Below are 15,955 nucleotides of genomic sequence, written 5' to 3' on the forward strand. Positions count from 1 at the left end.
ATCGCGATTCGTCTCAGTAGATCGTGTCGCTGTTCTGAAGTACCCGTTTCAGATCCACTCGCAGGCGTTCCGGTGTGAAACTCCCGGCCCCCGCAGTCCGGACACTCCTGTGTGAAGGAGTCGAACTGCCGCCCGCAGTTCAGACACGCGTACGATCGGTCCCCTCTCCGATCAGTCGTCGCTCCTTGCAGGTCGTCCGTCCCCGTACCGACTGGCTGTCGCTCTGTTCCCCCCACTGAATCCAAGTCTCCTGGTCGTGCATTCATTGACCTGGCAGTCCGGTGGTGGAATCCGGACTACTTTAGTAATAACATCCTACTCTCGGAACTCGCGGGGTGCGGGCAGTCGACGGCGCGGCCCTCACTCGAAGGTGGCTCGGAGTTGTTCGCCCATCCGGTCGATTGCCTCGACGCCGTCATCGAGGTGTTCGTACAGGCTGACGAAGGCGTGGATCTGCGATTCGTAGTGCATGTGTTCGACATCGACGCCATCCTCGGCGAGGCGGTCGGCGTAGGCGATTCCCTCGTCGCGGATCGGATCGAAGCCGGCGGTGATAACCGTCGCGGGCGGCAGGCCCGAGAGATCACGCGCTCGCAGCGGGAAGGCGTACTGGTTGCCGTGGTCGGCGTCGTCGACGTACTGGTCGAGATACCACTCGACGCTGTCCAGTTCCAGCAGATAACCCGACTCGTTCTCGTCGTAGGAGTCGAACCACCGCACCAGCGGCGAGTTCGTCGCCGGATAGATCAGCAGTTGGTGGGCCAACTCGGGGCCGTCGCGGTCCCGGGCGGCAAGCGTCACCGCGGCGGTCAGGTTCCCCCCGGCGCTGTCTCCGCCGACTGCGATTCGGTCCGGATCGCCGCCCAGATCCGTCGCGTACTCGGCGGCCCACTCCGTCGCCGCGTAGCAGTCCTCGAACCCGGCCGGGAACGGGTGTTCCGGCGCGCAACGATAATCGACCGAGACGACCAGTGCCTCGGCGCGGTTCGTGAGTCGTCGGCAGAGACCGTCGTAGCCGTCGAGTGAGCCCCGAACCCACCCGCCGCCGTGGAAGAAGACCAACACCGGATGCGGCCCCTCACCCTCCGGCGCGTAGATTCGCAGCGGAACTGGCCCGTTCGGCCCCTGAATCTCCGTGTCCATCACCTCGCCAACGTCCTCCGGATTTTCCACCTCGAAGAGGTCGTCGAGCATCTCGCGGCCCTGCGAGACCGACAGCGTGAACGTCGGCGGCGTGATTCCCGCCCCGAGTGTTTCCAGTAGCGCTTCAGTCTGTGGATCGAGTTCCCCATCACTCATACCAGTCGCCACGAAGGCGCGCCTCTTAATTCGGTCGGCGGCCTCCGGCATTGCAGATGGGATACATTCATCATGATTAATTATTTTATTATCCAGCTCATACCACGTCGTAATTCATGGCAATCAGCGATCATTACGGGCGGGAGATAGACAGTGAGTCCGCGTTCGACGTGCCGGTGGCCTGGCGTGGGGGAGCAGTTTCGGGATGTGTCGCGACACTTGCGACGATGCTCGTGATTTTGCCGATCGAACCCGAGATGTTCAGCGAGACGATTGCGGGGATGTACGGACTGGAGGGGGTGATGGCGGTCGGCGTCCTCGCTCACGTCCTCCACGGCACGCTGTTCGGACTCCTCTTCGCGGGCGTGCTCTCAGACCCGGGCGTGGTGGGGATCACGAACTGGCTGTGGAAGACCGTCCTCGCAGGAATTATCTTCGGCCTCTCGCTTGCGGTGATGGCGACCGGGTTCGTCCTCCCGGCCTGGGCGCAGTTTGTCGGCCTGACCGACCCGCCGACGATGCCGTACGTGACCAGCACACTGCTGGCGTGGCACGTGCTGTACGGGGCGGTTCTCGGAGTCGTCTTTCCATTCCTCGAAAACCCGGATTCGGTCCTCAGATCAGTGCTCGGCTGGTAACGGGTCGATTCAGGCCAGCGTGAGCGCTTCCGGCGGACCGCCGAGGAGTTCGTCTCGGTCGTGTTCGGCCTCGAAGTCGAGGTCGGGGCCGGCGGCGATGATCCGGGTCGGCGTCACATCGGGGTGAGTCGTGTAGTAGTGTTCCTTGATGTGATCCATGTTGACCGTCTCGGCGACACCGTCGGTCTGGTAGAGGTCACGCAGGTACGGCCAGAGGTTGTCGTACTGCTGGATCTGCTTTTTGTTGCACATGAAGTGGGTGTGATAGACCTGATCGAAGCGGATCAACGTCGTGAACATGCAGATATCGGCCTCGGTGAGTCGGTCACCGGCGAGATAGCGCTGGTCGGCGAGCACCTCGTCCCAGTGGTCGAGCGCGTCGAACAACTCGGTGACAGCCTCGTCGTAGGCCGACTGTGACTTGGCGAAACCAGTTCGGTAGACGCCGTTGTTGATCGGCTCGTAGATTTCCTCGATGATGCGGTCGACTTCCTCCTGATACCCCTCGGGATAGAGGTCCACGTCGCGGCTCGCGACATCGTCGAACTCGGTGTCGAGCATCCGGAGGATTTCTTCGGACTCGTTGTTGACGATGGTCTCTTCCTGTTTGTCCCACAGCACCGGGACGGTCACGCGGCCGGTCATGTCCGAATCGGCTGCCTGATAGACTTCCCGGAGATAGTCGCTGCCGTGGATGCTGTCAGTCGTGCAGCCCTCCTTCTCGGGCGTGAACTGCCAGCCGCCATCGTCGCGGAACGGATCGACGTAGTCGATGCTGATGGCGTCTTCCAGCCCCTTCAGTTTGCGAACGAGCATCGTCCGATGGGCCCACGGGCAGGCGTTGCAGACGTAGAGGTGATACCGGCCAGCCTCTGGCTGGAAACGGGCGTCGGGGTCGTTCTGGATCCGATCCCGGAAGGAAGTCTCGGAGCGCTCGAACTCCCCGTCCTCGTTGGTTGTTTCGTAGGCGTCGGTTCGCCACTCGCCGTCGACGAGCATATTCATGACTCTTAGTTGGGTCTCTCACCTCATAAGGAGGGTAGTGAGTGCCGTGTCACCATCATGTCCGTTTCCGGAAACAACTGCGGTATGAGAGGGGTAGACAGGACGGCCCGACTCCGAAGGCTTTATCCTCGCTGTTGGCCACGTTCGTTTAAGAACAAATTATGTCCGAGAAGCCAGCTTCGATGTACCGGGACATCGACAAGCCCGCATATACGCGACGGGAGTATATCACGGGCATCCCCGGCTCGAAAATTGCACAGCACCAGATGGGCGACCGAAACAAAGACCCCGAGGATTACCCCGTCCAGATTTCGCTCGTGGTCGAGGAGACCGGCCAGCTCCGGCACGGATCGCTGGAGGCCTCGCGGCTGTCCGCGAACCGCTACCTGATCCAGGAACTCGGCGAGCACAACTACAAGATGGTGCTCCGGAAGTTCCCACACCAGGTGCTCCGAGAGAACAAACAGGCGACCGGCGCAGGTGCGGACCGTGTCTCCGACGGAATGCGTCAGGCCTTCGGGAAAATCGTCGGCACCGCCGCACGAATCCAGTCCGGCGAGCGCCTGTTCACAGCCTACTGCGACGTCGACCAGGCCGAAGCCGTCAAGGAAGCGTACCGACGTGCGTACAACAAGATCACGCCGCCGTGCCGGATCAAAGTCGAACGCGGCCAGGAACAGCTGATCGCGTAACGACTCGGTCTTCTTCCGTTTTCTCCGCGCCGAGCGACTGCTATGCTGGTACCCTAGCTATTAGTGTCGTACATTGGTACAGACTCACATGGACCTACTACGGGGGAAGACGGCGGTCATTACGGGGGCAGCGAGTGGGAACGGACGGGCAATCGCTCAGTCGTTCGCCGAACAAGGTGGGGCAATCATCGTTGCCGACGTACAGTCTGAGCCACGGCAAGGGGGAACCCCGACCCACGAACTGATCACCGAAGCAGGTGGTGACGCCACGTTCGTGGAGTGTGATGTGACCGAGTACGAGGACTGTGTCGCGGCAGTCGAGGCCGCCGAGGAGTTCGGCGGTATCGACGTGATGGTGAACAACGCGGGTATCGTCGGTCCGCAGGGACCGCTGGTCGAACTGGATTTCGAGGAGTACCAGCAGTTGATGGATATCAACCTCACTGGCGTCTTTCACGGCGCAAAAGCGGCCGCACTCCAGATGATCGAACACGGAAACGGCGGCAGTATCATCAACATGTCGAGCGTTGCCGGGATGAACGGCTACGGCGAGATTACGCCGTACTCGGCGGCGAAAGGAGGCACTCGACTGTTCTCCTACGCACTGGCGAACGAACTCGGCCCCGACGGCATCAGAGTCAACGCGGTCCACCCCGGCGTCATCGAAACCGCGATGACTGTCGAGGATCAGCCAGTCGTCGGGACCGAGGAAGGCGAGCAACTAAAACAGATGATTCCCTTGCGGCGGTTCGGCGACCCAGAAGATGTTGCTGGAGTCTGTGTCTTTCTCGCCAGCGATCTGTCGTCGTACGTCAGCGCCGAATCTATCGTCGTCGATGGCGGAAACCTGAACAGTTCCTGAGAACTTCGTCGGTTTCGCTCACAATTGTCCGGATCAGCCGATATACCGCAGATCCTCGTCCGACGGCGTCGGCGTCCCCTGCTCCATCTCCTGAATCTTGCGGACGACTTCCTCCATCTCGTCGGCGCGGTCTTCGAGCGAACTGTAATCGACCTCGAAACCGAGGATCTCCTGCAACACTTCGAGGACAGCCTGTGCGCTTTTCGGATCGACCAGATAGCCGCTGGTCTCGCCCATCAGACAGGCCGCGGGCAGATCACGGCGCTCGCCCAGTCCCAGCAACAGGCCGCTGACACCGACGATACCACCGGCGGGTTCGTCGCCGCGGAACTCCACACCCACGTCTTCGAGTTCGTCGCGCTGGTCGTCGTCGTTGATCGCACCGATCACGTCGTACTCCTCGATGAGTTCGCCCGTCGGGACGCCGCCGAGGGCGAAGGCTCTGCTCGCGTCGAACTCGTCGGCGATATCGAGCACGGCGTCGGTCAGGCCGTAGTGACCGACGGTATCCTGTGCCTGGTGATCGCCGGTCAGTACAAGCAGATCCACGTCATCCACGGAGACGGCGTGAATTTCCGCACTGGCCAACTGTGTCCGGCCCTCGTCGACGCTGACCTGTGGCGGCAGGTGTGTCGAGTAGACGCGGCGGACCAACTCTCCGTCGAGTTCCTCGACGAGATGCTCCGCTGCGAGTTTGCCGACGTGGCCGACGCCCGGCAGTCCCTCGACGAACACTGGATCTGATAGGTCTGGTTCCCCAACCGTTTCGACCTCGAACTCGTTCATACACTCACTCCCGGTTGCGCCGCTTAAGAGCGCGTCGATACTCCCCATATGGGTCCTCGGGCGAAAACGGCGCTGGGGCGCTGTTGATTGCCTCGGCCCCGCATTCGGGACAGGACTCGCCGAGAGTGTAGACCGGTCGGTTGTGAGTCGATTCCCAGACAGAACAGACGCGAATATCTGATTTCATTGGGCGATACGTTCGCTGAATCCGGATTATTCGTCGTCGGAGCGGCGTTCGCGGTGGAACTCGCCCGAGCCACCGTGCTCTGCGATCTGGGCGCTCGCGCGTTCGGCGCTGGCTTCCAGTTGATCTTCGGCGGTCTTGTAATCGGGCGCCTGCACCTCGATGCGGTACTCCGGTGCGCCGACGTAGGTGACCTCCAGATCGACCTCTTCGGGAATATCGGAAGACCCATCTTCCGACGACTCGTTCGAGCCGTCGCTGCTCACGGGACTCTCGCCGTTCCCTTCGGCGGCCCGCAGAGCCTCCTGGACGGCGTCGACCCCGTCACCAGACGGGCAGGTGAGATCGACGTAGCCGCTGACGGTGACGTATGGAACAGAGACGTTCTCGCGTGCCGTCTCGACGATGGCGTCGATCTGGTCCTCGTCCAGATCAACGTCGTCGAGGGCTTCGTGGCCGTGGATCGCGGCCTTCTCGAAGCCGTCGTACAGCGAACCGAAGTCGGCGAGGATGGTGTTTGCAATCGTCGAGTACTCCTCGTCGGAGATATCTTCGCCGAAGGCGATTTCCATCCAGTTGTCCGCCTTCTGCTCGTTTTTCCACTCCTGAATCTTGTTTTTGCGCTGGTGGTCGCTGACGTCTTTGATCGAGAGATCGATCTGCTGGGCGCTCTCGTCCACGTCGAGCACCTTCGCGACGACCCGCTGGTCGGTGTTGACGTGATCGCGGACGTTTTTGATCCACCCGGAGGCGACCTCGCTGATATGACAGAGGCCGCGCTTGTCCTCGTACTCGAGCAGATCGACGAACACGCCGAAATCCTCGATCTCGTCGACGCGACCGACGACGAGTTCACCGGATTCGGGCCAGCCGCTGAACTTCATCGGGCCTCGACGGTCTCGGTGACCTCGCCTTCGAGAATCGCCTCGCCGCCGGTCGGCTTGGCGAGCGTGTGCCCGCAGACCGCACACGCGACGGTGCTTGCGGCTTTCCCGAAGACGATCTGTTCGTTGTCACAGTCCGGACAGGCAACGGTGTAGAAGCTTCCTGCCATTGTTATTCCTGGAATGTGAGTCGACCGGCGCGCCATCCTTCACGCTGGTGGGCTTTGCCACAGTCGCTGCAGCGGTAACTCAACTGGGTCTTTTTCGTCGGCTTGTCTCCACCGGGGACCTTCGAGAACTTGCCGTCGTTCCCGATGCCGGACTGGCGTTCGCGCTGGCGGTCGTTGACTTTCTTCATTCCCGACGAGCGACCGGACCGGACCTTCTCGACCTCGTGTTCGTGGTGTTCGTTACAGTGCGGACAGTACGTATTCATTCGTCGTGGCATCTCCATAGATATCGACCTTGCGGGCAGTTCGATACGAGTCCTTAAAATCCCCACGTTTCGGCCCCGAGGCGATTTTCCACCGAGTGGGAGACTCCCGAAGGTTTAGACGTGCCAGTGGGGTACGGCCGGACGAGATGGGTCGCGCAGAGTCGCTGGTCGACAACGTGCTCGTTGTCCTGGGAGCGGGACTCACAGTACTGACGATGCTGGCCGTCGGACTCGCCGGTCCGACGGAGTTGACCGTCTGGGTACAGGCGACACTTCCGATCGGAATCGCCCTCTGGATGCTGGTATACGGCGCATCGACCCACGACGAGATGGGCGACCTCTCCTCGCGCACGATTCTCTCGTGGTTCGGAATCGGCGTGTTAGTCTTTTTCGGGGTCGGATTCTGGTTCGGACAGGTCAGCCGCCATTTCGAGACGTCGTTCGGACTCGCGGTGTTCGCCTCGCTCGTGACGGGGGGTGCGCTGGGCGCGCTGATCGGGGTCTACGCGGCACGGCTTCGCCGTGCCAACGCCGAACTCGAACGGCGAAGTGAGCGGCTGTCGGAGTTCGCCAGCATCGTCTCACACGACCTCCGAAATCCGATTACTGTCGCCAGCGGACAGGTCGAACTGCTCGAAACCGACAACGAGCGGACCGAGCGGATCCAGCAGTCACTGGACCGGATGGAGCGAATCATCGACGGGATCCTGACGCTGACCCGCGAGGAAGGCGATCCCGACATTGTCGACGGGGTTGACCTGGAGACAGTTGCGCAGGAAGCCTGGGGGACCGTCGAAACCGACGGGGCGACACTCGACATCGAAGCTACCAGAACGCTCGCTGCCGATCCGGATCTGCTCGCCGAGATGCTCGAAAACCTCTTCCGGAACAGTATGGAGCACGGTATGCCGGAAGAGGGCGGCGAGCACGCCCCCGACGGCTCGGAGGTGCCGCTGCTGACCGTTCGCGTCGGCAGTAGGGAAGAGGGCTTCTTTGTCGCCGATGACGGGCAAGGAATCTCGTCGGAAGACACCGAGCAAATATTCGAGACGGGCTATTCGACCGGCGGGAGTTCCGGGCTCGGATTGATGATCGTCTCGCGGATTGCGGAGACCCACGGGTGGACGGTGTCCGTCGGCGAGAGTCGAGACGGCGGTGCCGAGTTTCGCTTCACGATCGACTAGCGCTACTCCTCGGGTTCGACGCGTGGCAGGGCGACCACCGGCAGATCTGCCTCTGTGACGAGTTTGAGTGCCGGATTGCCCGAGAGAAACTGTACGAGTCGGCTCCCGCCGCGGGTCTGGTAGGCGATTGCCGACGCGTCGACCTCCTCGGCCGCCTCGAAGATTGCCTCGATCACGTCGCGGCTGTAGGCGGTGTGTTCCGCGGCATCGGGGAAGATTGTCCGAACAGCCTCGTAAACGTCCTCCGCCAGCCCTTCGGACTGCTCGACTGGCGTCTTGTCGGGAACGCCCCCGCCTTTTTCGACGACATGCAGCGCAGTCACTTGCTCGGGTTGATACGGTTCGAGCGCGCTCGCCGTCCGCACGGCGTCTTCTTCGTTAGCGAGCGGGAGGAGAACGTGTTCGAGGAGATTGGGGCCGGGATCGGTCTCGGTCATACTCGAATGTAACTCGACAACAGCCTAAGAATGTATGTCCTGTCTCGGCGACTGAAACGGGACGAGGATATGGCTCGGTAGTTCCGGCCAACCATGGAATCTGTGAGGTGGGGGGAAAATCCCGGTGCGATTCGACAGCCATATCCGAGGCGGGAAAAGCTCAGCCGTATGGCCGAGTATGGACTGCTCTCGCTGGTTCCACCGCTGCTGGCTATCGGGCTGGCAATCGTCACCCGGAAAGCGGTACTGGCGCTCTTTCTGGGTATCTGGGCAGCCGGGATGATTGTCAGTGGCGGGCTGGGAATCGTGCAGACGTTCGACTGGATCGTCACCGCGCTGAGCGACGAGTTTCAGGTTCGGATCCTGCTCTTTACGCTGCTGATCGGCTCCGGTGTCGCGATGGTCTGGCGACTCGGCGGCTCGCTCGCACTCCGAAACTGGGCGACCGACCGAATCGAAACGCCACGGAAAGCTGGATTGATCGCTTGGCTGCTCGGACTCTTGCTGTTTTTCGACGATTATGCCAACACAGCCATCGTCGGCAGCACGATGCGAGAAATTTCGGACAAGTTGGGTGTCTCTCGCGAAAAGTTGTCCTACATCGTCGATTCAACATCGGCCCCGGTTGCGACGCTCGGCATCTCGTCGTGGGTCGCGTTCCAACTCGGGCTGATCTCCGATGCCTACGCGGAACTCGATGTCGAGTCAGCCCCGCCGGCGGTCGAGATATTCCTGCGGTCGATCCCGTTCAATACCTACGCCATTCTCGCAATCGCGATGGTCGCAATCGTCGTCGTGAGCGGGCGGGACTACGGTGAGATGCTCACTGCGGAGGCGCGGTCCCGGCAGACGGGTGCGGTCGTTCGCGAAGAATCGACGCCGATGCAGAACGTCGAGGAACAACTGGGCACACCGAGCGTGAACAACCCCCGCCTGCTCGCGTTTTTCGGACCAGTCGTCGTGTTGATCGCCGTGACGATCGGTTCTGCGGTGTGGACGGGCTACGAGCCGGGCGCGTCGGCGTACGACGTGGTCACGGGCGCGGACTACGCGGCAGCGCTCGTCTACGGCTCGTTCGCTATGGTTGGCTCCGGCTTCGTGCTGGGCAAAGCCCTCGGCGTGCTCTCGCTTGGCGAACTGACCGACACGGTCGTCGACGGCTTCGGCGTGATGCTCACGGCAGTGTCGATTCTCGTCTTGGCGTGGAGTCTGGGCGAGGCGGTCGACGCGCTCGGAACCGGGACGTTCGTCGCTGGCTACGCCGAGTCGGTGATCAATCCGACGCTGCTCCCGGTCGTCGTCCTGCTAGTCGCGGCGTTCGTGGCCTTTTCGACCGGAACGTCGTGGGGAGCGATGGCGATTCTGACCCCGGTCGTCGTGCCGATTGCCTGGAACCTCGCTGGCGATCACACGATGGTCGCAGCGGTCGTCGGTGCGGTCTTCTCCGGTTCGATCTTCGGCGATCACACCTCGCCGATCTCGGATACGACCGTGCTCTCGGCGACGTTTACCGGAGCCGATCTGATCGACCACGTCCGGACACAGCTATACTACGCAGTGACTGTTGCGGTCGTCGCAATCGGTGTGCTGCTCGCGTGGGGCGTGACCGGAGTAACACCGCTCGTGTGGCTTCCAGTGGGTGTGCTCACGCTCGTCGGTCTGGTATACGGACTCTCGACGCTCGACGCCCGTCGGAAGGGACTCGATCCGGCGGTGGCTGCCTCTGTCGGTGACTCGCCTGAGGGAAGTGCAACAGCGGTCGACGACGGAGACGAGTAGCTCACAGCAATCTGGAGAGTTACACACTTTTATTCCCGGACGGCATCCAGCCGGTATGGACGGGTGGAAACGCCGGGCATTTGGCTATCTCGGCTTCGTCGCGCTGGCGCTAACGCTGACGGCAGTTGGCTATCAGTACGGCATGCGAACCTTCGAGGGGCGACCACGGACGTTTCTCGATTCGTTTCAGTTCGCCGTCGAGATGTTCACCACCACCGGATTCGGCGGCGATTCGCCGTGGACGAGCCCCGAGATGCAACTGTTCATCACGGTCACGGATCTGCTGGGAATGGCCGTGCTCGTGGGGGCGCTGCCGGTGTTCGTCGGGCCGCTGCTAGAGCAGGCGCTGTCGACCTCGGCACCGACAGAACTGGAAGACAACCTGACCGATCACGTCGTGATCTGTTCGTACACCTCCCGGGCGAAGGAGTTGATCGACGACCTTGGCTCACAGGACGTTCCGTACGTGATCGTCGAACCCGACCGGGACCGGTCGAACGAACTGTACGAGAACGACCACCGGGTGATCAGAGCCGACCCCGAATCGACCTCGGGGCTGGAAGCCGCTCGACTCGCCGACGCTCGTGCACTGTTCGCTGACGTTTCCGATCAGGTCGACGCGAGCATCGTCCTGGCAGCCAAGGAGGTCGCCGAAGACGTTCCGGTCGTGAGTGTTGTCGAGGAGCCAGAGCTAGCGAAATATCACCGCCTCGCAGGGGCGGATCACGTCCTCTCGCCGCGGCAACTACTCGGCCGGAGTCTGGCACAGAAGGTGACGACAGCACTGCGGTCGGAGGTCGACGAAGCTGTCGAGATCAACGGAGATCTGGAACTGGTCGAGGTATCGATCCAGCACGGGAGCGGGTTGGCCGGGAAGACACTCGCCGACAGCACGATCAGAGAGCGGTCGGGCGTCAATGTAATCGGCGTGTGGATGCACGGTGAGTTCATCCCCTCGCCAGCGCCGGAGACGACGCTCCCACCGGGGACGGTACTGCTCGTCTCCGGGAAGCCAGACCAACTCACCGAACTGGTCAAGATGACCCAATCCTCTGTCCGGCGGTTCCAGACTGGACGGACAGTCGTCGTCGGGCACGGCGCGGTCGGCCGGACGGTCGCGAGTGCGCTCGATGGGGCCGACATCGACCACACGGTCGTCGACATCGAGGAGAATCCGGGCGTCGACATCGTCGGCGACGCGACGGAGACAGAGACGCTCGAAGCCGCGGGAATCGAAGACGCCCAGACGGTCGTTCTTGCGCTCCCGAGCGATACGATGACCGAGTTCGCAACGCTCGTGGTCCGGGATATGGCTCCCGAAATCGAGATCATCACCCGAGTCGACGACAACGCCAACATCTCGAAGACCTACCGCGCAGGAGCCGATTACGTGCTGTCGCTTGCGACGGTGACCGGACGGATGTCGACATCGTTTCTGCTCGAAGACCGGGATCGGCTCTCGGTTGATCAGCAAGTCGAGATCAGGCGAGTCAGCGCCCCGACACTCACCGGCCAGCAGATCGGTACTGCGAACATCCGTGAGCGAACCGGCTGTACCGTGATCGCAATCGAGCACGGTGAGAAAACACAGACCGAAATCGGTCCAGAGACGACGATCAGTGAAGAGGATAGACTCGTCGTGGTCGGGACCGACGACAGCCTCCGGGAGTTCGATCGACTCTTCACCTGATCACGAGGTCCAAAAGGCCTTCGTGAACAGCACGAGCACCGGGATGATCTCGATACGGCCGATCCACATCAACACGATCATCACTAGTTTCGTACTCGTCGGGAAGATGTCGTAGGTGCCGAACGGCCCGGCAGCACCGAACGCCGGACCAATGTTCAGAAACGTCGAGGCTGCCGCCCCCATCGCATCGAACTCGCTGACCGTCACGTCCGAGAGACGCTGGGCGTCGACGACGATGAAGACCGTAAGCGCGAAAAAGATGATGAGACTCAGCAAGAGATAGGCGTAGATATCTCGGATCGTTCCCTCCTCGACCGGATTGCCGGTGATGCGAACCGGACGGACCGCCTCCGGGTGGATGCTCGTATACAGCGAGCGCTGCAGCGATTTCAGCGCGACGAGCCACCGCAGTGATTTGATCGAACAGGTCGTCGAGCCGACCATCCCACCGAGAAACATCCCCAGGAAGATCATGTGCTGGCCAGCGGCCGACCACGCGGTGTAGTCGGTGCTCGCATAGCCCGTGGTCGTAATGATCGACGCAATATTGAACAGCGCGTGCCGGAGCGTCGCCTCGACGCTGAACTCGATCGTGGGATCGGCGGCCAATGCCCCAACGACGATTGTGGTACAGACCACGACCGTTCCCAGATAGAAGTGAAACTCCTCGTTTTTGAGCAGTCGCATCGGCTGGCCGTTGATGAACAGATACAGCAGCACGAAGTTCGTCGACCCGACGAGCATGAACGGGATCATCGCCCACTGGACGATGGGCGCGAAGGCCCCGGCGCTGTCCGGTTCGGGAGAAAAACCCGAGGTCGCGACGGAGGTAAACGCGTGGGCGACGGCATTGTAGAGATCCATGTTGGGCGCGAGGCCGGTCAGCCCGAGCGTGTAATAGACGACGATCGCGAGGCCGGTGATCCCGACGTACAGACTCCAGATGAGCCGGGCTGTCTCGGAGATTTTCGGCGTGAGCTTGTCCACATTCTGCGTCTGTGTCTCGGTTTCCATGAGTTGGGCACCACCGACGCCCAGCGAGGACAGCACCGCCGTCGCGAGGATGAGGATGCCAAGCCCGCCGAGCCACTGGATGAGCTGTCGCCACATCAGGATCGATCTGGAGTGGACCGAGAAATCCCGAAAGACCGTCCCACCGGTGGTCGTCAGCCCACTCATCGACTCGAACAGTGCGTTGATCGGTCCCGCAATTGTGCCGTTGCCGGCGACGACGAACGGAATCGCACCGATGGCTGCGACGAGAAACCAGATCAGCGCGACGGCGAGAAACGCCTCCCGCGGTCCGAGATTCGCCTCTCGGTCGCCAAGCAAATCCATCCCGCCGCCGACGAGCAGCGTCGCCGCAATCGCTGCGACGAACGGACCGACCGGATCGCCGTAATAGACGGCGAGGACGAGTGGAACGACCAGCGGGACGGCCAGATAGACCAGTACCGTCCCAATCAGATCGAAGCTCGCATCCACGTCGACACGGATTCGGGGAAGAGAGACCATTAGCTGAGCGTTTCACCTACACCACAGCCATCAGCTCTTCGGCAAAGCTGGTTTCGACGAAGACGACGATTTTGTCGCCGGCCCGGAGTTCTGTATCGCCTCGCGGGGTGATGAGCGAGCCCTCGCGGGTGATCGCTCCGACGACGAACCGGCCGTCGAGATCCGCGTCGAGTCCCCGAATCGTCTTACCGACCATCTCGCTGTCGGCCTCGAGTTGGAGTTCGAGAACTTCTGCCTGGTCGTTTTCCAGCACTGCCAGGTTCTCCGCGACGTTCTCGAAGCTGAAGCGAGTGATATCTTCGGCGGTCACGTCCCGCGGATTGATCGCCACATCGATCCCGATTTCCTCGAACAGTGTCACGTATTCCGTGTTGTCGACGACGGCGATGACGCGGTCGACACCGAGACGTTTGGCGAGCACGGCGACCAAGAGATTCCGCTCGTCGGATTTCATCGCCGCAATCATTACGTCTGACTCGTCGACGTGTTCGCGGGCGAGGAAGTCAGTATCTGTCGCGTCGTGTTGCATGACGACAGTGTCGGGGAGATCCTCTGCGAGCGCTCGCGCCCGCTCCTCGTTAGCCTCGATCAGTCGCGGCTTGGCCGATTGCTCTTCGAGTAGCCGTGCAGTGTGATAGCCAATCTCTGTGCCGCCGGCGATCACCACGTCGTCGGCCCGCTCAGCCGTACCGTCGGGCGCGATATCGCTTCCGAAGGCTCTGACACTCTCTGGACTCCCGATAACGACCGCTCGATATCCCGTCTCGATTCGCGTCTCGCCGTCCGGGATGACGAGGTCGTCCCCGCAGAACAGGCCGGCGAAGGTCAACGAGTCGAAGCGGTCGGCCTCGGCGACGGTCTGCCCGGCGACGGGGCTGCCCTCGACGATCTCGAACTCGGCCATGTGGACGAGGCCGCCGACGAACAGATCCAGATCGATAGCGGTCGGCAACCCGATCACGCGGACGATGTTCTCCGCGGTCAGCAGGTCGGAGCAGACGACGTGGTCCGCGCCGAAGGCACCGTGCTTGCGATCCCACGTCCGGAGGTACTCGATGGATTTGACGCGGGCGATGGTGAACGGATCGCCGAGTGTCTTCGCCGTCCCGCAAGCGACGAGGTTCGTCCGGTCGTCGTCAGTACAGGCAATAAACATATCCGCTTTTGCGACATCTCCGGCCTCCTGCGTCTCCATCGAGGTCCCATCACCGACAATCGTGAGAATATCGAGTTCGTATTTGAGTTGTTCTGCACGACGCTCGTCGGCTTCGATGACGACGACATCGTGTTTCCCAGAGAGATTTGCAGCGATCGAGGTGCCCACCTCCCCCGCACCAATAATCACAACGCGCATACCGCAACAATTCCGCCGACTCACAAATGGTTTACCCCATAGCTCTATCGGCGACAACCATTCTCGTCGATCGCTGGCGCCCTGGCGTTTCTGCTGCCGGCAACCACTGAGAGAGAACGACCGCAGCGAACGACCACTACAAAGTTAGGAGATATAGGGAATTGCCAATAGTCCGTTATATTTCACCCCCAGTAAAAAACTATTTATTCAGATCAACAGGGTAATTCTGGAATGATATTCGATTCGAGGGCAGTGATCCCCTGACTAGTATGCACTCGGTTTCTTTGCAATATTGGGCGTAGACAATAATCAAGCATGACTGGTGCAGATACGCTTTCGACAGTTGTACTGAACGCACAGGACGGTCCGACACAGACAGAGTTGTTCGAGCACGTCCTCAACGACCCGTTGCTGGGGAGTTCGATCTACATCAATATCGCGATAGCTGGTCTTTCACTACTTTTGTTCGCGTACATGGCGCGGAATTTGACAGATCCGCGGGCGAAACTAATCGTCGTTTCGACGATGGCCGTCTCGGCAGTCTCGGTTGCGAGCTATACGGGGCTGGCATCCGGGTTGACGATCAGTGTCATCGAGATGCCGAGCGGCCACGCACTGGCGGGTGAAATGACAAATCTCGCTGGCGGCGGCGGCGAGTACGAGGGAACGATCAGCCTGTGGGGTCGGTATCTGACGTGGGCGTTCTCGACGCCGTTTATCCTGCTCGCGCTCGGGTTGATCGCAGGCTCGAACCTGACGAAAATCGCCACCGCAATCGCCTTCGATATCGGAATTATGATCACTGGGTTGGCCGCCGCGCTGACGACCTCTTCGTACGCCATGCGGTGGGTCTGGTACGGGATTAGCTGTACCTTCTTCCTCGTCGTCGTCTACATCCTGCTGGTCGAGTGGCCGGAGGACGCGAAAAGCGCGGGAACACAGGACATCTTCAACACGCTGAAACTCCTGACCGTCGTGCTGTGGTTCGGATATACCGTCTGGTGGGCCATCGGGAACGAAGGACTCGCGCTCATCCAGAACGTCGGTATCACCTCGTGGGGCTACAGCGCGTTCGACATCGTCGCCAAATACGGCTTCTCCTTCCTTGTGATCCGATACGTGCTCAACAATGTTGAGACGATCAGCGCCGGCGAAACGTACGGATCGACGACCGAAGCCATCCCTGCTGACGACTGAACTGCCAACTCCC

Annotated in this window: 17 protein-coding genes; 7 read left to right on the forward strand and 10 right to left on the reverse strand. The window is 61.2% G+C overall.

The annotated features are described in order from the left end of the window. Positions 1 to 360: 360 nt before the first annotated feature. Positions 361 to 1,299: a LipP1 family hormone-sensitive lipase gene (gene lipP1, locus V8P86_RS03820; RefSeq protein WP_336325912.1), complete on the reverse strand. Its 939-nt coding sequence runs from the start codon at positions 1,297 to 1,299 to the stop codon at positions 361 to 363. Positions 1,300 to 1,415: 116 nt separating this feature from the next. Here lipP1 and V8P86_RS03825 point away from each other — a divergent pair, with 116 nt between their 5' ends. Next, complete coding sequence (locus V8P86_RS03825) at positions 1,416 to 1,937, forward strand: hypothetical protein (protein ID WP_336325913.1); 522 nt, start codon at positions 1,416 to 1,418, stop codon at positions 1,935 to 1,937. Positions 1,938 to 1,946: 9 nt separating this feature from the next. Here V8P86_RS03825 and V8P86_RS03830 read toward each other — a convergent pair whose 3' ends face one another. Beyond that, entirely contained in the window at positions 1,947 to 2,942 is a 996-nt protein-coding gene (locus tag V8P86_RS03830) for a glutathione S-transferase family protein (protein WP_336325914.1), read from the reverse strand. Positions 2,943 to 3,103: 161 nt separating this feature from the next. On the opposite strand from V8P86_RS03830, the gene V8P86_RS03835 reads away from it, so the two are divergent. Beyond that, positions 3,104 to 3,634, forward strand: a complete 531-nt coding sequence (locus tag V8P86_RS03835) for a 50S ribosomal protein L16 (protein ID WP_336325915.1) — start codon at positions 3,104 to 3,106, stop codon at positions 3,632 to 3,634. A gap of 88 nt (positions 3,635 to 3,722) precedes the next feature. Next, positions 3,723 to 4,496 carry an SDR family NAD(P)-dependent oxidoreductase gene (locus tag V8P86_RS03840; protein WP_336325916.1) on the forward strand — a complete coding sequence of 258 codons (774 nt, stop codon included), beginning with the start codon at positions 3,723 to 3,725 and terminating at the stop codon, positions 4,494 to 4,496. Between the two features lie 33 nt (positions 4,497 to 4,529). Here the strand turns inward: V8P86_RS03840 and V8P86_RS03845 are convergent, their stop codons facing one another. From V8P86_RS03845 to V8P86_RS03865, 5 genes are read right to left on the reverse strand one after another with little or no spacing between them, the layout of a single operon-like run. After that, on the reverse strand, positions 4,530 to 5,282 hold the full coding sequence (locus V8P86_RS03845; protein ID WP_336325917.1) for a proteasome assembly chaperone family protein: 753 nt from the start codon (positions 5,280 to 5,282) through the stop codon (positions 4,530 to 4,532). A gap of 4 nt (positions 5,283 to 5,286) precedes the next feature. Then, entirely contained in the window at positions 5,287 to 5,469 is a 183-nt protein-coding gene (locus tag V8P86_RS03850; RefSeq protein ID WP_336325918.1) for an RNA-protein complex protein Nop10, read from the reverse strand. Between the two features lie 26 nt (positions 5,470 to 5,495). Further along, positions 5,496 to 6,350, reverse strand: coding sequence for a translation initiation factor IF-2 subunit alpha (locus tag V8P86_RS03855; protein WP_336325919.1), 855 nt, complete (start codon positions 6,348 to 6,350; stop codon positions 5,496 to 5,498). Beyond that, on the reverse strand, positions 6,347 to 6,520 hold the full coding sequence (locus V8P86_RS03860) for a 30S ribosomal protein S27e (RefSeq protein ID WP_336325920.1): 174 nt from the start codon (positions 6,518 to 6,520) through the stop codon (positions 6,347 to 6,349). Before V8P86_RS03860 ends, V8P86_RS03855 begins: the two co-directional genes overlap by 4 nt. 2 nt (positions 6,521 to 6,522) lie before the next feature. Further along, positions 6,523 to 6,804: a 50S ribosomal protein L44e gene (locus tag V8P86_RS03865; protein ID WP_336325921.1), complete on the reverse strand. Its 282-nt coding sequence runs from the start codon at positions 6,802 to 6,804 to the stop codon at positions 6,523 to 6,525. Positions 6,805 to 6,932: 128 nt separating this feature from the next. Between V8P86_RS03865 and V8P86_RS03870 the strand changes: the two genes are divergently transcribed. Further along, on the forward strand, positions 6,933 to 7,970 hold the full coding sequence (locus V8P86_RS03870; protein ID WP_336325922.1) for a sensor histidine kinase: 1,038 nt from the start codon (positions 6,933 to 6,935) through the stop codon (positions 7,968 to 7,970). A gap of 2 nt (positions 7,971 to 7,972) precedes the next feature. On the opposite strand, the gene V8P86_RS03875 is transcribed toward V8P86_RS03870, so the two are convergent. Next, entirely contained in the window at positions 7,973 to 8,407 is a 435-nt protein-coding gene (locus V8P86_RS03875) for a universal stress protein (protein ID WP_336325923.1), read from the reverse strand. A 168-nt stretch (positions 8,408 to 8,575) separates the two neighbouring features. On the opposite strand from V8P86_RS03875, the gene V8P86_RS03880 reads away from it, so the two are divergent. Next, on the forward strand, positions 8,576 to 10,186 hold the full coding sequence (locus V8P86_RS03880) for a Na+/H+ antiporter NhaC family protein (RefSeq protein WP_336325924.1): 1,611 nt from the start codon (positions 8,576 to 8,578) through the stop codon (positions 10,184 to 10,186). A 55-nt stretch (positions 10,187 to 10,241) separates the two neighbouring features. After that, entirely contained in the window at positions 10,242 to 11,876 is a 1,635-nt protein-coding gene (locus V8P86_RS03885) for a potassium channel family protein (protein WP_336325925.1), read from the forward strand. Here V8P86_RS03885 and V8P86_RS03890 read toward each other — a convergent pair whose 3' ends face one another. Together V8P86_RS03890 and trkA are read right to left on the reverse strand one after the other, a co-directional pair. Continuing rightward, a complete protein-coding gene (locus V8P86_RS03890) occupies positions 11,877 to 13,391 on the reverse strand; it encodes a TrkH family potassium uptake protein (RefSeq protein WP_336325926.1) in 1,515 nt (504 codons plus the stop codon). It lies immediately after the preceding gene. A gap of 16 nt (positions 13,392 to 13,407) precedes the next feature. Then, positions 13,408 to 14,745 carry a Trk system potassium transporter TrkA gene (trkA, locus tag V8P86_RS03895; protein WP_336325927.1) on the reverse strand — a complete coding sequence of 446 codons (1,338 nt, stop codon included), beginning with the start codon at positions 14,743 to 14,745 and terminating at the stop codon, positions 13,408 to 13,410. Between the two features lie 315 nt (positions 14,746 to 15,060). On the opposite strand from trkA, the gene V8P86_RS03900 reads away from it, so the two are divergent. Continuing rightward, on the forward strand, positions 15,061 to 15,942 hold the full coding sequence (locus V8P86_RS03900; protein WP_336325928.1) for a bacteriorhodopsin: 882 nt from the start codon (positions 15,061 to 15,063) through the stop codon (positions 15,940 to 15,942). Positions 15,943 to 15,955 lie beyond the last annotated feature (13 nt).

This window comes from Halovenus anhuiensis (assembly GCF_037080055.1).
Classification (GTDB): domain Archaea; phylum Halobacteriota; class Halobacteria; order Halobacteriales; family Haloarculaceae; genus Halovenus.